General features: G+C 75.1%; 12 protein-coding genes and 1 pseudogene. 9 read left to right on the top strand and 4 right to left on the bottom strand.

Annotated elements, in window-relative coordinates; all coding sequences use genetic code 11:
- Positions 1–36: 36 nt before the first annotated feature.
- Positions 37–675, bottom strand: coding sequence for a carbonic anhydrase (locus AC2TEW_RS05645; RefSeq protein ID WP_484622190.1), 639 nt, complete (start codon positions 673–675; stop codon positions 37–39).
- Between the two features lie 69 nt (positions 676–744).
- Complete coding sequence (locus AC2TEW_RS05640; protein WP_484622189.1) at positions 745–1,311, bottom strand: DM13 domain-containing protein; 567 nt, start codon at positions 1,309–1,311, stop codon at positions 745–747.
- A 197-nt stretch (positions 1,312–1,508) separates the two neighbouring features.
- Between AC2TEW_RS05640 and AC2TEW_RS05635 the strand changes: the two genes are divergently transcribed.
- The 6 genes and pseudogenes from AC2TEW_RS05635 to AC2TEW_RS05610 all read left to right on the top strand — a co-directional run bounded on the left by AC2TEW_RS05635 (position 1,509) and on the right by AC2TEW_RS05610 (position 7,364).
- Positions 1,509–1,667, top strand: a complete 159-nt coding sequence (locus AC2TEW_RS05635; protein ID WP_484622188.1) for a hypothetical protein — start codon at positions 1,509–1,511, stop codon at positions 1,665–1,667.
- Positions 1,668–1,772: 105 nt separating this feature from the next.
- Positions 1,773–3,020 carry an ergothioneine biosynthesis glutamate--cysteine ligase EgtA gene (gene egtA / locus AC2TEW_RS05630; protein ID WP_484622187.1) on the top strand — a complete coding sequence of 416 codons (1,248 nt, stop codon included), beginning with the start codon at positions 1,773–1,775 and terminating at the stop codon, positions 3,018–3,020.
- Positions 2,981–4,360 carry an ergothioneine biosynthesis protein EgtB gene (gene egtB / locus AC2TEW_RS05625; RefSeq protein ID WP_484622186.1) on the top strand — a complete coding sequence of 460 codons (1,380 nt, stop codon included), beginning with the start codon at positions 2,981–2,983 and terminating at the stop codon, positions 4,358–4,360. The genes egtA and egtB overlap by 40 nt, the downstream gene beginning before the upstream one ends.
- A pseudogene (egtC, locus tag AC2TEW_RS05620) lies at positions 4,360–5,040 on the top strand (ergothioneine biosynthesis protein EgtC); the annotation flags it as partial. The gene egtB and the pseudogene egtC, both read left to right, overlap by 1 nt.
- Positions 5,041–5,193: 153 nt before the next feature.
- Positions 5,194–6,171: an L-histidine N(alpha)-methyltransferase gene (gene egtD, locus AC2TEW_RS05615; protein ID WP_484622397.1), complete on the top strand. Its 978-nt coding sequence runs from the start codon at positions 5,194–5,196 to the stop codon at positions 6,169–6,171.
- A gap of 200 nt (positions 6,172–6,371) precedes the next feature.
- Positions 6,372–7,364, top strand: coding sequence for an alpha/beta fold hydrolase (locus AC2TEW_RS05610; protein WP_484622185.1), 993 nt, complete (start codon positions 6,372–6,374; stop codon positions 7,362–7,364).
- Between the two features lie 109 nt (positions 7,365–7,473).
- Here AC2TEW_RS05610 and AC2TEW_RS05605 read toward each other — a convergent pair whose 3' ends face one another.
- Entirely contained in the window at positions 7,474–8,082 is a 609-nt protein-coding gene (locus AC2TEW_RS05605; protein WP_484622184.1) for a TetR/AcrR family transcriptional regulator, read from the bottom strand.
- 126 nt (positions 8,083–8,208) lie between these two features.
- Between AC2TEW_RS05605 and AC2TEW_RS05600 the strand changes: the two genes are divergently transcribed.
- Entirely contained in the window at positions 8,209–9,759 is a 1,551-nt protein-coding gene (locus AC2TEW_RS05600) for an MFS transporter (RefSeq protein ID WP_484622183.1), read from the top strand.
- Between the two features lie 182 nt (positions 9,760–9,941).
- Here AC2TEW_RS05600 and AC2TEW_RS05595 read toward each other — a convergent pair whose 3' ends face one another.
- A complete protein-coding gene (locus AC2TEW_RS05595; protein WP_484622182.1) occupies positions 9,942–10,544 on the bottom strand; it encodes a TetR/AcrR family transcriptional regulator in 603 nt (200 codons plus the stop codon).
- 83 nt (positions 10,545–10,627) lie between these two features.
- On the opposite strand from AC2TEW_RS05595, the gene AC2TEW_RS05590 reads away from it, so the two are divergent.
- On the top strand, positions 10,628–11,509 hold the full coding sequence (locus AC2TEW_RS05590) for an NAD-dependent epimerase/dehydratase family protein (protein WP_484622181.1): 882 nt from the start codon (positions 10,628–10,630) through the stop codon (positions 11,507–11,509).
- Positions 11,510–11,683: 174 nt separating this feature from the next.
- Entirely contained in the window at positions 11,684–14,353 is a 2,670-nt protein-coding gene (locus tag AC2TEW_RS05585) for a SpoIIE family protein phosphatase (protein WP_484622180.1), read from the top strand.
- Position 14,354: the final 1 nt, after the last annotated feature.

Below are 14,354 nucleotides of genomic sequence, written 5' to 3'. Positions count from 1 at the left end.
CCACGGGGCGGGTCAGGCCCACCCGGCCGCCGCGGCTCAGACCGGCAGGTCCACCGTGTCCAGGCCGCGGGCCGCGACCACGTGGGCGCTGCCGTCGACCAGCCGGTAGGACAGGCCGACCACGGCGGCCCGGCCCGCCTCGACGGCGTCGGCGAGCGCGCGGGAGCGGTCGAGCAGCAGGTCGACGGTGTGCCGTATGTGCTCGGCGATGAAGTCGGCGTCCTCGGTGTGTCCGGCGGCGCGGGAGGCCAGCACGCTCGGGGTCACGCGCTCGATCACGTCCCGGACGTACCCGTCGGCGGTGGTGCCGTCCTGAACGGCGGCGCGGGTCGCCGCGACGGCGCCGCAGGAGTCATGGCCCAGGACGATCACCAGGGGGGCGCCGAGCACGCCCACGCCGTACTCGATGCTGCCGAGCACCTCGGATCCCACCACGTGCCCGGCGGTCCGGACCACGAACAGGTCGCCCAGGCCGCGGTCGAAGATGATCTCCGCGGCCAGGCGGGAGTCGGAGCAGCCGAACAGCACCGCGAACGGGCTCTGGCCCGGGGCGGTCTCGGTACGCCGGGCGGCGTCCTGGTTCGGGTGCTCGGGCGTGCCGTCGACGAACCGGCGGTTACCCGCCAGCAGCATCGCGAAGGCGTCGTCGGGCTTGGTGATCGGGGCGATGTCCATGGCGGCAGCCTACGATCCCGCTCGCGGCGCAGCCTGCCGGGGTCGGCTTCGGCCGCCGCCCCACCGCCGTCAGACCGCGGTGAGGTCGGCCGCCCCGAAGCCGACCGAGAAGCGCTTGCACCAGATGACCGCGCTGTGGACGGCGGCGAGATCGGTCCCCGGCGGGATGGCGTAGTTCTGGTTCCCGTGGTTGCCCTTGAGGCGGTCGAGCTCGATCGGCCCGTCGCCGAGGCTGCTCAGGTGGGACTGCTCGGCCGGCAGCGCCGAGAGGTACACCCGGACGTCAGGGCCCTCCGAGGTGTCGAGGTTCTCCAGGCGCAGCACCGCGGTGCCGTCGGCGAGGCGGACGATGCGCGCGGTCCCCGTGGTGGTGTGCTCGCCGGACCGGAAGCTGCCACGGGCCAGGTCGACGGGCTGCGCGGGGGCAGCGGACACCCCGGGCGCAGCGGGTGCGGCGGGTGCGGCGGCCGCAGTGGCGGGTGCAGCGGGAAGCGCCTCGTTCACGGTGGTGTCGGTGAACGCCTTCCACGGTGCGAAGAGGTACAGGCCGAGGCCGGCGCCGAGCAGGACCACGGCGGTCACCGCCGCCAGCGCGGGGCGGAGGAGTCGGCCGGGCGGGCGAGGGGCGTCGGACATCGTTGGCTCCTGGGTCGGTCGGTGGCGCGCGTACGGTGCCAGATCTACCGCAGCGCGACGGGTGCCCACCAGGAAGGCCGGGCACCCGTCAGGGACCCGTAAGACGTCGGACGTCGTCGCCGCGCTGCGGGCGGGGTTAGCAGTCCGTAAGACGTTCGGACCCGGTTGCGCGCCGGTCCCGTGCCTAGGGTGAGGCCATGAACGCTCGTCACCCCGCCCGGGGCGAGGCCGCCTGCGACGGGCCCGGTCCGCCGCACGGGGAGACCCGCCGGTACCAACTGACGCTGTACGCACTCCCCGAGGCTGTCAGGGCGCCCGGATCCGCCCGGTTCGTCACCTCGTGCACGCGGCGCTGACGGCGCTCCCCCGGTCCACCACCGCCCCACCGCCGTTCGGCACGCCCCGGGCCGGCTGCGCGCCCGCGCCCGCACCCGCTCCCTCCCCCGATCGAGAGGCTCACCATGGACACGCTCCTGACGGAGACCCAGGCCGAGGAGTACCTCCGCGGCATCTGCTTCAAGACCGGCCCGCCCGGCCGCGTCGGCATCGAACTGGAATGGCTGGTGCACGACCGCGCCGACCGCACCCGTCCGGTCGCCGCCGACCGGCTCGACGCCGCTCTCGCCGCCGTGGAGTCCGCCGGCGGACTGCCGCACCGGTCCGGCCTGACCCTCGAGCCGGGTGGTCAGATCGAGCTCAGCACCGGGGCCGCCACCGCCCTCGCCGACTGCGTCCGCTCCACGGCCGCGGACCTGGGGGCCCTGCGGGACGCGCTCTCCCGCACCGGGCTGGACCTCACCGGCCGCGGGCTCGACCCGCACCGGGACCCGGCCCGGCTGCTGGACCACCCGCGGTACCGGGCGATGGAGCAGCACTTCGACGCCGTGGGCCCGTGGGGACGGATGATGATGCGGGCCACCGCGTCCGTCCAGATCAACCTCGACAGCGGCGACGACACGGACGGCATCACCGGCTACCGCCGGCGGTGGACCCTGGCGCACCGGATCGGCCCGGTGCTGGTCGCCGCCTTCGCCAACTCCCCGCTGTGGCACGGCAGGCCCACCGGCTGGCGGTCCACCCGGCAGCAGGTCTGGGCGAACACCGACCCCGCCCGCACCCGGCCGCCCGGGCCGGACCCGGATCCGCGCGGAGCCTGGGCCCGTTACGCCCTGGACGCCCCGCTGTTGTGCCTGCGCCGCAGCGCGCCCGCCAGTTGGGCGGCGCCGCGCGGCCTCACCTTCCGCTGCTGGCTGCGCGGTGAGGCGGCCGAGCGGCCACCCACCCTCGACGACCTGGACTACCACCTGACCACGCTGTTCCCGCCGGTCCGCGCGCGCGGCTGGCTGGAGCTGCGGATGGTCGACGCCCAGGACGGTGACGGCTGGATCGTCCCGGCGGCCCTGGCGGCCACGCTGCTGGACGATCCGGCGGCGGCCGAGGCCGCCTGGCAGGCCACCGCGCCGCTCTGCCCGGACGGCGCCGACCGGCCCGACGACGGGACGTGGCTGCGGGCCGCCCGGCTCGGCCCCACCGACCCCGGGATCGGCAAGGCCGCCCGGCTCTGCTTCACCGCCGCCGTCGACGCGCTGGCCGACTCCGGCGCCGACCCCGACGGCCGGCTGCACGGCGCCCTCGCCGCGTACGCCGACCGCTACACCGAGCAGGGCCGATGTCCCGCCGACGACCTCCTGGAAGGACCGGACCACTGAACGCCCACCCCACCCGCGCCGACGCCGCCACCGCGCTGGCCTCCTCCCGGCGGCGGACCCTCGCCCTGACGGACTGCCTGGACGAGGACGAACTGCTGTCCCAGCACTCCCCGTTGATGTCACCGCTGGTCTGGGACCTGGCCCACGTCGGCAACCAGGAGGAGATCTGGCTGGTCCGCGCGGCGGGCCGACTGCCCGCGCTGCGCCCCGACCTCGACCGGCTCTACGACGCCTTCCGGCATCCGCGGGCCGCGCGTCCCGCACTCCCGCTGCTGGCGCCGGACGCCGCCCGCCGGTACCTCCGCCAGGTCCGCGAGCGGGCCCTGGAGGTCCTGGACACCGCGGTGTCCGACGGGGACGGCCGTCCGGCCGAGGGACAGGATCCGCTGCTCGCACGGGGCTTCGTCTTCGGGATGGTCGCCCAGCACGAGCAGCAGCACGCCGAGACCATGCTGGCCACCCACCAACTGCGCACCGGACCCGCCGTCCTGGACGCCCCGCCGCCACCGCCCGCCGGCTCCGGCGCGACGGCCCTGCCGCGCGAGGTGCTGGTGCCCGGCGGCCCGTTCACCATGGGCACCGACACCGATCCGTGGGCGCTGGACAACGAACGGCCCGCCCACACCGTGGACCTGGCACCGTTCTGGCTGGACACCGTCCCGGTCAGCAACGCCGACTACCAGGAGTTCATCGAGGACGGCGGCTACGCCGACCCGCGCCGGTGGACCCCGCAGGGCTGGGCGCACCGGCAGCGGGCCGGCCTGGAAGCACCGCTCTTCTGGCAGCGGGACGGCCGCGACTGGCTGCGCCGCCGCTTCGGCCGCACCGAACCCGTGCCGCCCTCGGAGCCGGTCCTGCACGTGTGCTGGTACGAGGCCGACGCCTACGCCCGCTGGGCCGGCCGGCGGCTGCCGACCGAAGCCGAGTGGGAGAAGGCCGCCCGCCACGACCCGGCCACCGGCCGTTCCCGCCGCCACCCCTGGGGCAACACCGACCCGACCCCGGACCGCGCCAACCTCGGCCAGCGCCACCTGCAGCCCGCCCCGGTCGGCAGCTACCCGGCGGGCGCCGCGCCGTCCGGCGCACGGCAGCTGATCGGCGACGTCTGGGAGTGGACCAGCAGCGACTTCCTGCCCTACCCGGGCTTCACCCCCTTCCCCTACCCGGAGTACTCCGAGGTGTTCTTCAGCCCGGAGCACAAGGTGCTGCGCGGCGGTTCGTTCGGCGTGGACCAGGTCGCCTGCCGGGGGACCTTCCGCAACTGGGACCTTCCGATCCGCCGTCAGATCTTCAGCGGTTTCCGCACCGCGCGCGACGTCACCCCGGCCGAGGGTGCCTGATGTGCCGCCATCTCGCCTACCTCGGGCCGGAGACCACCGCCGCCGCCCTTCTGCTCGGCCCACCGCACGGCCTGTACGCGCAGTCCTGGGCGCCCCGGCAGCAGCGGCACGGCACGGTGAACGCGGACGGGTTCGGGCTCGGCTGGTACCCGCCGTCCGCGGACGAGTTGCCGGCCCGCTACCGGCGGGCGGTCCCGGTCTGGGCCGACCCCAACCTGCCCGACCTCGCACGCAGTGTCCGCACCCGGGCACTGCTGGCCGCCGTCCGCTCGGCCACCGAGGGAACCGCTCTCGACGAAGCGGCGGCCGCCCCCTTCCGCGACGGGCCGTGGCTGTTCAGCCACAACGGGGCCGTCCCCGACTGGACCAGGCTGCCCGCCGCGCTGGGAGCGGCCTGCGGGCTCGGCCCGGCGGACCTGCTCGCCCTGGAGGCCCGCAGCGACGCCGCCCTGCTGTGGGCGGTCCTCGGTCAGCGCCTGCGCCGCGGCGAACCGGCCGCCGCGGCGCTGGCCACCGTGGTACGGCAGACCGCGGCCGTCCGCCCCGGCGCCCGGCTGAACCTCCTGCTCACCGACGGCCGCACGATCACCGCCACCCGCCACGGCGACACCCTCTGGTACCGGACGGCCCCCGACAGCGTGCTCGTTGCCTCCGAACCGGACGGCGAAGGGGCCTGGCACGAGGTTCCCGACCACTCCCTGCTGGTCGCCGTCCCCGGTCACGTCCGGGTGACCCCACTGCGGCCCGCCGCCCCACGCCCGTCCCGCACCACCGAAAACCCCAGCGCCGAGAACCGCACCGCCAAGGACCGCACCACCGAGGAGCGCAGCACGATGACGAACCGCTTCACGCTCGACCACCGGCTCCCCCACGACCACCTCGCCACCACGCTGCGCGCGGACGTCCTGCACGGCCTCTCCGAGGCGCCCAGGACGCTGCCGTCCAAGTGGTTCTACGACGCCCACGGCAGCGAGCTCTTCGAGCAGATCACCCGTCTGCCCGAGTACTACCCGACCCGGGCCGAGCAGGAGATCCTCGCCCGGCGGGCGCCCGAGATCGCCGCGCTGACCCGGGCCCGTACCCTGGTCGAGCTCGGCTCGGGTTCCTCCCGCAAGACCCGTCTGCTCCTGGACGCGCTCACCGCCGCCGGCACCCTGCAGCGCTACGCGCCACTGGACGTCAGCGACTCCGCGCTCGCCGAGGCCGGGGAGGCGCTCTGCCGCGACTACCCCGGCCTGCAAGTCGCCGCCACCGTCACCGACTTCGAACAGGACCTGGCACTCGGCGACGAACCCGGCCCCCGCCTGCTGGCCTTCCTCGGCAGCACCATCGGCAACCTGGACCCCGCCCAACGCCGGTCGTTCTACACCACGCTGCGGCACGGGCTCGGCGGCGACGACGCCCTGCTGCTCGGCGCTGACCTGGTCAAGGACCCCGGAACGCTGATCCGCGCCTACGACGACGGCCGAGGCGTGACCGCGGCCTTCAACAAGAACGTCCTGAACGTCCTCAACCGCGAACTGGGCGCCGACTTCGACCCGGCCGCGTTCGACCACGTGGCGGTGTGGAACGAGGCCGCGGAACGGATCGAGATGCACCTGCGTTCGCGCAACGCCCAGACGGTCAAGATCCCGGCCGTGGACCTGGTCCTCGAACTCGCGGCCGAGGAGAGCGTGCGGACCGAGATCTCCGGCAAGTTCCGCCGCGAGGCACTCACCGCGGAGCTCGCCGACGGCGGCTTCACCGTCAGCCACTGGTGGACCGACCGGTCGGCCCGCTTCGCGCTGCTGCTCGCCATCCCCACCCGCTGACCGCGGGTCACCACCGAGCTCCCCGGCCGCCGACGCGCCACGTCTCCGTCCTGCCGTTCGGCCGGAGGCGTCGGTGCCGTCGGTGCCGTTGTTGCCGTTGTTGCCGTTGTTGCCGGAACGGCAACGTTTCTCGCGTCGAGCGCCCGGTCCGACGCATGATCGGCGGGAACCCGTGGCCCCTGCACACCGAGGAGAAGCCCATGCAGCAGCGCACCGAGTCCTCCGGTCTCCGGCACCGCACCATCGACGCGCCCGCCGGGCGCCTGCACCTGGTCGAGCAGGGAACCGGCCCGCTGGTCCTGCTGGTCCACGGCTTCCCCGAGTCCTGGTACTCCTGGCGCCACCAGCTCCCGGCCCTCGCCGCCGCGGGATTCCGGGCGGTCGCGCCCGACGTGCGCGGCTACGGCCGCTCGTCCCGGCCGGCCGCCGCGGACGCCTACCGGATGCTCGACCTGGTGGAGGACAACGTCGCCCTGGTACGAGCCCTCGGTGAGGAGCAGGCGGTGATCGTCGGACACGACTGGGGCGCCACCATCGCCGGCGCATCCGCCCTGCTCCGGCCGGACGTCTTCCGCGCCGTCGCGCTGCTGAGCGTCCCCTACGCGCCGCCCGGCGGCCCGCGGCCCAGCGAGGTCTTCGGCCTGATCGGCGGCCCCGAGCAGGAGTTCTACGTCTCCTACTTCCAGGAGCCCGGCCGCGCCGAGGCGGAGATCGAGCCCGACGTCCGGGGCTGGCTCGCCGGCTTCTACGCCGCGCTGTCCGCCGACACCATGCCCGCCGGGGACCGGCCCGACCCGCACTTCGTGACCCGCGGCCACGGCCTGCTGCGCGACCGCTTCCCGGTGGGCGAGCTCCCCGCCTGGCTCACCGAGGACGATCTCGACGTCTACGCCGGGGAGTTCGAGCGCACCGGCCTGACCGGCGCCCTCAACCGCTACCGCTGCATGGACCGCGACTGGGAGGACCTCGCGCCCCACCGCGGGGCCCCGATCAAGCAGCCGTCCCTGTTCATCGGGGGCGCCCTGGACGCCTCGACGACCTGGATGGCCGACGCCATCGACGCCTTCCCCACCACCCTCCCCGCCCTGGCCTCCTCCCACCTCCTGGACGGCTGCGGGCACTGGATCCAGCAGGAGCGCCCCGACGACGTCAACCGGCTCCTGACCGGCTGGCTCGCCGCCCTCCCGGACTGAACTCCCGGGCCCGGGCCGCCTCGACGACCGACAGCCGGCAACCGGCAACCGGCAACCGGGGACAGCGGGCACGGAGCGGGGGCCGTTCACGGCTGCGCGGTCACGGTGATCACAGGCCCCGGGTGACGGTCGACAGGACCGAGGAGAGCGCCACCCGGACCTCGGTGTCGGGCAGACCCCGCAGCGGCCCCTCCACCAGCAGGTCCGACAGGCCGTGGACCGCGGACCAGGCCGCGTACTCGGCGCCCGGCCGGCGCCCGGCCGGGACGGCGCCGCACCGGACCAGGTCGTCGAGGTGGGAGGACAGGATGGCGAAGGGGTCGGCGCCGGGTCCGCCGCCGGTCGCCTCCTTCCGCGGGGGCGCGGCGGCACCGCAGAACGCGGTCCGGAACCAGCCCGGTTCGGCGATGGCGAAGTCGACGTACGCCTCGCCGATCGCCGACAGCCGCGCCCAGGCGGCCGGCACCTCGTCGGCCAGGTCCACGGCGCCGGACCGGCTGATCATCAGCAGCCCCAGCTGCTCCATGCAGCGCCCGGCCACCGCCGCCAGCAGGTCCTCGCGGTTGGCGAAGTGCCGGTAGGCGGCGTTGTGCGAGACGCCCGCCCGTCGGCCGACGGCCCGCAGGACCACCGCGGCGGGCCCGCCGGTGCGCGCGAGGTCCACCCCGCCGGCCACCAGGGCCTCCCGCAGATTGCCGTGGTGGTAAGCCCGGCTCATGGCCACGTCTTCGTCCCTCCGGTGTTGACAATGTCCACTTTGCGGTGGAATGCTGGCAAATGTCCACATGTTCCCACTGTCAACATCAGTCCCGCCAACATCGGCCCCACCTGGTCGGAGGCAGTCATGCCCCACCGCCCCGCGCCCCGGCGCTCCCTGGCCCTCGCGTCCGTCTGCCTCGCGGCCTTCGCGATCAACCTGGACACGACGATCGTCAACGTCGCCCTCCCCGACCTGGGACGCCAGTTGAACGCGACGACCCGTGACCTCCAGTGGATCGTCGACGGCTACAACCTCGCCTTCGCGGCCCTGGTCCTGACCGCCGGCTCGCTCGGCGACCGGTTCGGCCGACGGCCCGCACTCCTCGCCGGACTCGCGGGCTTCGCGCTCACCAGCACGGTGGGGGCCGCCGCCGGGTCCTCCCAGGCGCTGATCGCCGTCCGCTTCGCGATGGGGGCGTGCGCGGCGGTCATCTTCCCGACGACCCTGTCCGTCATCACCAACTGCTATCCGCAGCGCGGCGAACGCGCGAAGGCGGTGGGGCTGTGGGGCGCGGTCACCGGCCTCGGCGTCGCCATCGGCCCGATGGCCGGCGGGCTCCTGCTCGCCCACTTCGCCTGGCCGTCGGTCTTCCTCGCCCTCGTACCGGTCGCGCTGATCGCCCTGGCCGCCTCCTGGCTCTGGGTACCGGAGTCCCGGGACCCGTCGAACGCCCGCCTGGACCCGCCCGGACTGCTCACCGCGTCCACCGCCGTCGGCCTCCTCGTCTACACCATCATCGAGGCCCCGAACCGCGGTTGGAGCACGCCCGCCACCCTCGCCGGCTTCGCGGGCGCCGCCGCCCTGGGGATCCTGTTCGTCCTGGTCGAACGCGGGCGCCGCCACCCGATGGTCGACGTCTCCCTGTTCCGCACCCCGGCCTTCTCCGCCGCCAGCGCCGCCGTCACCGTCGCGTTCTTCGCGCTGTTCGGCTTCATCTTCCTGGTGACGCAGTACTTCCAGTTCATCCGCGGGTACGGCGCCCTCGCCACCGGGGTGCGCATCCTCCCGGTCGCCCTGACCATCGCGCTCGGCTCGCTCGGCGGCGTCGCACTCGCCGCGCGAGCCGGAACCCGCGCGGTCGTGACCACGGGCCTGCTGCTCCTCACCGCCTCGTTCGGCTGGATCGCCCTGTCGCCGGCTTTCCAGCCGTACGGCCAGATCGTCGGTCAGATGGTCCTCATGGGGCTCGGACTCGGCCTGACCACCGCTCCGGCCACCGAATCGATCCTCAGCGTCCTGCCTCCGGCCAAGGCCGGTGTCGGATCCGCCGTCAACGACGCCACCCGCGAGACCGGCGGCACCCTCGGCGTCGCCATCATCGGCAGCATCTTCACCTCCCTCTACGCCTCCCAGCTGGCATCCACGGCCTTCGCCACGCTTCCGGCCGGGACCGCGACCGCGGCCCAGGGGTCCGTCGCCGCCGCCCTGCACACCGCGGACTCCACGGACGGAACGGCCCGACAACTCCTGCGGACAGCGGTGCAGAGCTCCTTCATGGACGGGTTCCACCTCGCCTGCACCGTCGCGGCCGGCATCTGCCTGCTCGGCGCCGCGGTCGCGCTGGCCCTCCCGGGCGCCCGCCCGCGGCCCACCGGCCGCGGAGCGCCGCAGCCCGCCGCCGCGCTCACCCGGTGACCGCGCTCCCCCGGACCCACAGCTGACGGACAGTCACCGACCGAGATCACACGCCCGACCGCCACCTGCACCCCGGCCGCGACCCACTCCGCCCCCGCGATCCGCCGCTCCGGACCGACCGGCGCCCAGCAGGCGACCGGCACTCAGCGGGCAGGCGGCGCCCAGCAGGCGGCCGCCGGCGCTCAGCGGGCGGACGGCCCGTCCGACCAGGCCAGCGTTGCACCGGCCGCGCACAGTTCGCGCAGCGCCGCCAGGGTGTACCCGGCGAGCTCCTCGTCGGCGTCGCGGTCACCCTCGGACCACTCGGCGAACCCTCGTTTGAAGGCGAGGACGCCCAGCTCACCGGCCAGCGCCGCGGCCGCGTCGGGGACACCGCGGGCGACCAGAGCGGTCGTCATCGCCGCGGCGAGGCCGACACTCTTGAGCGCGTCGCGCTCCTGGAGTTCGACGCTGGCGGCGACGGCGGCCCTCACCCGCGGGGCGAGTTCACGGTTCATCGGCCCCATCGCACCCGAGGCGCGTTCGAGGCCTGCGGCGATCGCCTCGATCGGGCCGGCGCCGGCGGGCGCATCGGCGATGCCCTCGGCCAGCAGCCGGCTCAGCGTGTCCTGCCCGGCCACCAGCAGTTCGCGCTTGTCGGGGAAGTGCCGGAAGAACGTGCTCTTGGTGACCCCGGCGCGCTCGGCGATCTGCGTGACGGTCGTGACGTCGTACCCCTGCTCGGCGAACAGGTCGACGGCGGCCACGACGAGACGTTCGCGCGCCCCCGGTTCCCACCTTCCCATGGGCTCATCCTAGCCGATGGGACTTTTGTCCCATCACCTGTAGAGTGATGAGACAAGAGTCCCATCACTCGAGGGAGTTCCCCATGCGCGTTTTCGTCACCGGTGGCACCGGGCTGATCGGGGCCCCGGTCATCGCAGAACTGCTCGGCCACGGCCACACCGTCCTCGCCCTGGCCCGGTCGGCCGCCTCCGCGGCGGCAGCCGAGGCGGCCGGCGCCGAGCCGCTGACCGGAGCCCTCGCCGACCTGGACGTCCTGCGCACCGGCGCAGCCCGGGCCGACGGGGTGATCCACCTGGCGTTCGGCAACGACTTCAGCAGCCGCGACGCCCTCGCCAACTCGGTCGCCGAGGAGAGCGCCGCCCTCGCGGCCCTCGGCGAGGAACTGGTCGGCAGCGACCGCCCGTTCGTCACCGTCTCCGGCACGCCCCTGGTACCCGGCCGCGCCTCCGTCGAGACCGACCCGCTGCCCACCGACGGGCCGGTCGGCGGCCGCGGCCGCGCGGTCAACGACGTCCTGGGGCTGGCCTCGCGCGGGGTCCGCAGCACGGCCGTGCGGATGCCGCGCACGGTTCACAACCAGGGCGCCGGCGGGTTCGCCGGCCTGCTGACCGACATCGCGCGCCGCACCGGCGTGTCCGGCTACCCCGGCGACGGGTCTCAGCGCTGGCCGGCGGTGCACGCACTCGACGCGGCCGTCCTGATCCGGCTCGCCCTGGAGCAGGCCCCGGCCGGCACCTCCTGGCACGCCGTGGCCGACGAGGGGGACGAGGTGCGCGACATCGCGGCGGTCATCGGCCGGTGCCTGGGCCTGCCGGTCGCATCGGTCCCGGCGGAGACCTACGGCCCCCTCGCCCAGATCTTCGCGAACGACCAGCCCGCGTCCAGCACCCACACCCGGCAGGTGCTCGGCTGGGAGCCGAGGCACCCCGGCCTCCTGGCGGACCTGGAGAACCTCCGGCCCTGACCGCCGACCGGCCGGTCCGGCGCCGCCGGCACCCGGGCGGGCGGCGCGGGACCGACCGCGGGCGGGCGGCGGATCACCGGCGCCCGGACGTCAGGCCGGCCGTCGCCTGTCCCGGCCGCCGTCGCCGCCGGCTCCGCCTTGACAGTGGCGTCCGCCGGACGTAGAGCGGGAAGCATGAACCGGCACCAACCGGTGGGGCGAGCGGGACCGCAGGTCGGGAGCGGCACGGCCACCCCGCCGGACACGGCCGCCCCGCCGGACGGCGGCCGCCCCGGCGGGCCGCACGGACCCGGCGGGCCGGCCGGGGCCGCGGCGGCCGACGGTGTGACGGCGGAGTGCGAGGACGCCCTGGTGGCGGCCGTCGTCAAGGCCATCCGGGAGACCGGCGGCCATGCTGCGAGCGTCTTCCTCCGCTCCCGGGACGACCGTTCGATCGTGCTGGCCGCCACCTGCGGGGCCTCGCCGTCGCTGCTCGGCGGCTGGCGGCTCATCCCGGTCAGCAGCCCCATCCCGGTGGCCGCGGCCTACCGGTCGGGACGGACCGTCCACCTGGCCGACGCGGACGAGACGGCGCGGCGCTATCCGCAGCTCGCGGTGGCCCTGCCGTACGCGTTCGGCTCGGCATCGGTACCGGTCAGGGCCGGGCCGGAGAGCCTGGGAGCGCTGGCGGTGGTCTGGTCGGCGCCACCCGGCCACGCGGGACTGTCCAGGGCCCAGCTGCGCCACCTGCGGGCCATCGCCAACCGGCTCGGCACCGCCCTCGCCGCCCTTCGGGAGCGCGGCGCCGCGTTCGACTACGACGGCTCGACGGTGCCCATCGAGGTCCCGGCCCCGACCGCGCCGGCCGTCCGCGTCGGCCTGTTCGACTGGCGGCTCGACACCGGGACCGTGTCCGCCGACGACGAGCTGTGCGCGATCTTCGGCCTGGCACCCGGTGCGTTCGACGGGCGGGCCGACTCGCTCGCCGCCCGCCTGCACCCCGGCGACCGGGTCTCGCTCCGGGCGACGGCCCGCGCGGCCGCCGCGGACGGCAGGGTGCTCGCCCGCCGCCTGCGGATCCGCGCGGACGACGGGTACCGCACTGTCGAGCTGTGGGGCCGGGTGCCCGAGGCGACCGGCGAGGAGGCCCGCAGTCACCTGGTCGGCTGCGTGCTCGACGCCGCGGCCGGTGCCGCGGCCGTCACCGCGGTGGAACGGCTCCGGGACGGACTCTTCTCGCTCGCCCCGGACGGTCGGGTGACCTACGCCAATCGCAGCCTGGAGGAGCTGCTCGGGGTCCCGGTCCCGGACCTGCTCGGCCGCCGCCCGTGGGAGGTCCTGCCCTGGCTGTCCGACCCCATCTACGAGGACCGGCACCGGGCCGCGATGGTCTCGCAGCAGCCCACCACCTTCCTGGTCCGCCGCCCGCCGGACCGGTGGCTCGCCTTCTCCCTGCACCCGGACGAGAACGGCGTGACCGGCCGGGTGGTGCCGTCCGGGCCGCCGCAATCACCGCCGGAGGTGCCCGGCCCGCCGAGTGCCGCCCGAGGGACCACGGCTTCCCCCGGCTCCGGGAGCCCCGTGCCGGACCCGCCGACGACCACGGCGGCGCCCGCGCGCCTCGGCGCCATCTACCGGGTCCTGCAACTGGGCAGCGCCCTGACCGAGGCCGTCACCACGGGTGAGGTGTGCGAGGTGGTCGGCGACCAGCTGCTGCCGGCCTTCGGCGGACAGCACCTGGCCATCTACGTGATCGACGAACGCCGTCTGCACCTGCTGTTCAACACCGGCCACCACGACCGCTTCCTGCACTGGCTGGAGGGCAAACCGCTCGACACCCCGCTCCCCGGTACGGAGACCCTGGCCCCCGGCGTTCCCCTGTTCGTCGAGTCGCGGCAGGATCTCACCGACGCCGGGCCCACCGGGGCCGCGCCCACCGGCACCGGGCCCGCCGGCACCGCCCCGGCCCACGCCATGGAGGGCGTGGGGGCCTGGGCCTACCTGCCGCTGATCGCCTCCAACCGCCCGGTCGGCACCTGCATCATCGGCTTCGACGAGATCCACCACTTCACCACCAAGGACCGCGGCATCCTCACCGCGTTGAGCGGCCTGATCGCCCAGGCCCTCGAACGCGCCCGGCTCTACGACACGAAGTCCGCCCTCGCGCACGGCCTGCAGAACGCGCTGCTGCCCCACCGCCTCCCGGTCCTGCCAGGCATCCGCACCACCGGCCGGTACCTGCCCGGCACCAGCGAGATGGACATCGGCGGCGACTGGTACGACGTGATCCCCACCGCGGACGGCGTGGACCTCGTCATCGGGGACGTCGAGGGCCACAGCGTCGCCGCGGCCGGCACCATGGGCCAACTGCGCAGCGCCGTACGGGCCTTCGCCACCGCCGGCCACTCGCCCGGCGAGGTGCTGGCCGGAACCAACCGGCTGCTGGCCGACCTCGGCCCCGGGCTGCTCGCCAGTTGCTGCTACATCCGCATCGACGCCGGCACCCACCATGCGTACGCCGTCCGCGCCGGGCACTGCCCGCCGCTGCTGCGCCGACCCGACGGCAGCACCGAGGCGCTGGAACTGGCGGGCGGCCCGCTCCTGGGCGTCGACAGCGCCGGCACCTACCCGCAGACCCGGCTGGACCTTCCCCCGGGGTCGGTCCTCGCCCTCTACACCGACGGCCTGGTGGAGGAACGCGGCACCGACATCGACCTGGGCATCGACCGGCTGCGGGCCGCCCTGGCCCACGCCCGCGCCGCTGACCTCGAGGAACTCGCCGACCAGCTGCTGCGCAAGGCCCTGCGTTCACCGCACCGTACCGACGACATCGCCCTGCTGCTCACCGGCTACCGGCCCGGGTGAC

It is taken from the genome of Kitasatospora sp. NEAU-CNBT7 (assembly GCF_057220535.1).
Note: the sequence above shows the minus strand (reverse complement) of the source record. Positions and strands in the feature narration are given on the sequence as shown.

Bases quoted from the DNA above. Each gene is read 5' to 3' on its own strand.
- AC2TEW_RS05645 (WP_484622190.1), bottom strand. From the start codon at position 675: ATGGACATCGCCCCGATCACCAAGCCCGACGACGCCTTCGCGATGCTG.
- AC2TEW_RS05640 (WP_484622189.1), bottom strand. From the start codon at position 1,311: ATGTCCGACGCCCCTCGCCCGCCCGGCCGACTCCTCCGCCCCGCGCTG.
- AC2TEW_RS05635 (WP_484622188.1), top strand. From the start codon at position 1,509: ATGAACGCTCGTCACCCCGCCCGGGGCGAGGCCGCCTGCGACGGGCCC.
- egtA (WP_484622187.1), top strand. From the start codon at position 1,773: ATGGACACGCTCCTGACGGAGACCCAGGCCGAGGAGTACCTCCGCGGC.
- egtB (WP_484622186.1), top strand. From the start codon at position 2,981: ATGTCCCGCCGACGACCTCCTGGAAGGACCGGACCACTGAACGCCCAC.
- egtD (WP_484622397.1), top strand. From the start codon at position 5,194: ATGACGAACCGCTTCACGCTCGACCACCGGCTCCCCCACGACCACCTC.
- AC2TEW_RS05610 (WP_484622185.1), top strand. From the start codon at position 6,372: ATGCAGCAGCGCACCGAGTCCTCCGGTCTCCGGCACCGCACCATCGAC.
- AC2TEW_RS05605 (WP_484622184.1), bottom strand. From the start codon at position 8,082: ATGAGCCGGGCTTACCACCACGGCAATCTGCGGGAGGCCCTGGTGGCC.
- AC2TEW_RS05600 (WP_484622183.1), top strand. From the start codon at position 8,209: ATGCCCCACCGCCCCGCGCCCCGGCGCTCCCTGGCCCTCGCGTCCGTC.
- AC2TEW_RS05595 (WP_484622182.1), bottom strand. From the start codon at position 10,544: ATGGGAAGGTGGGAACCGGGGGCGCGCGAACGTCTCGTCGTGGCCGCC.
- AC2TEW_RS05590 (WP_484622181.1), top strand. From the start codon at position 10,628: ATGCGCGTTTTCGTCACCGGTGGCACCGGGCTGATCGGGGCCCCGGTC.
- AC2TEW_RS05585 (WP_484622180.1), top strand. From the start codon at position 11,684: ATGAACCGGCACCAACCGGTGGGGCGAGCGGGACCGCAGGTCGGGAGC.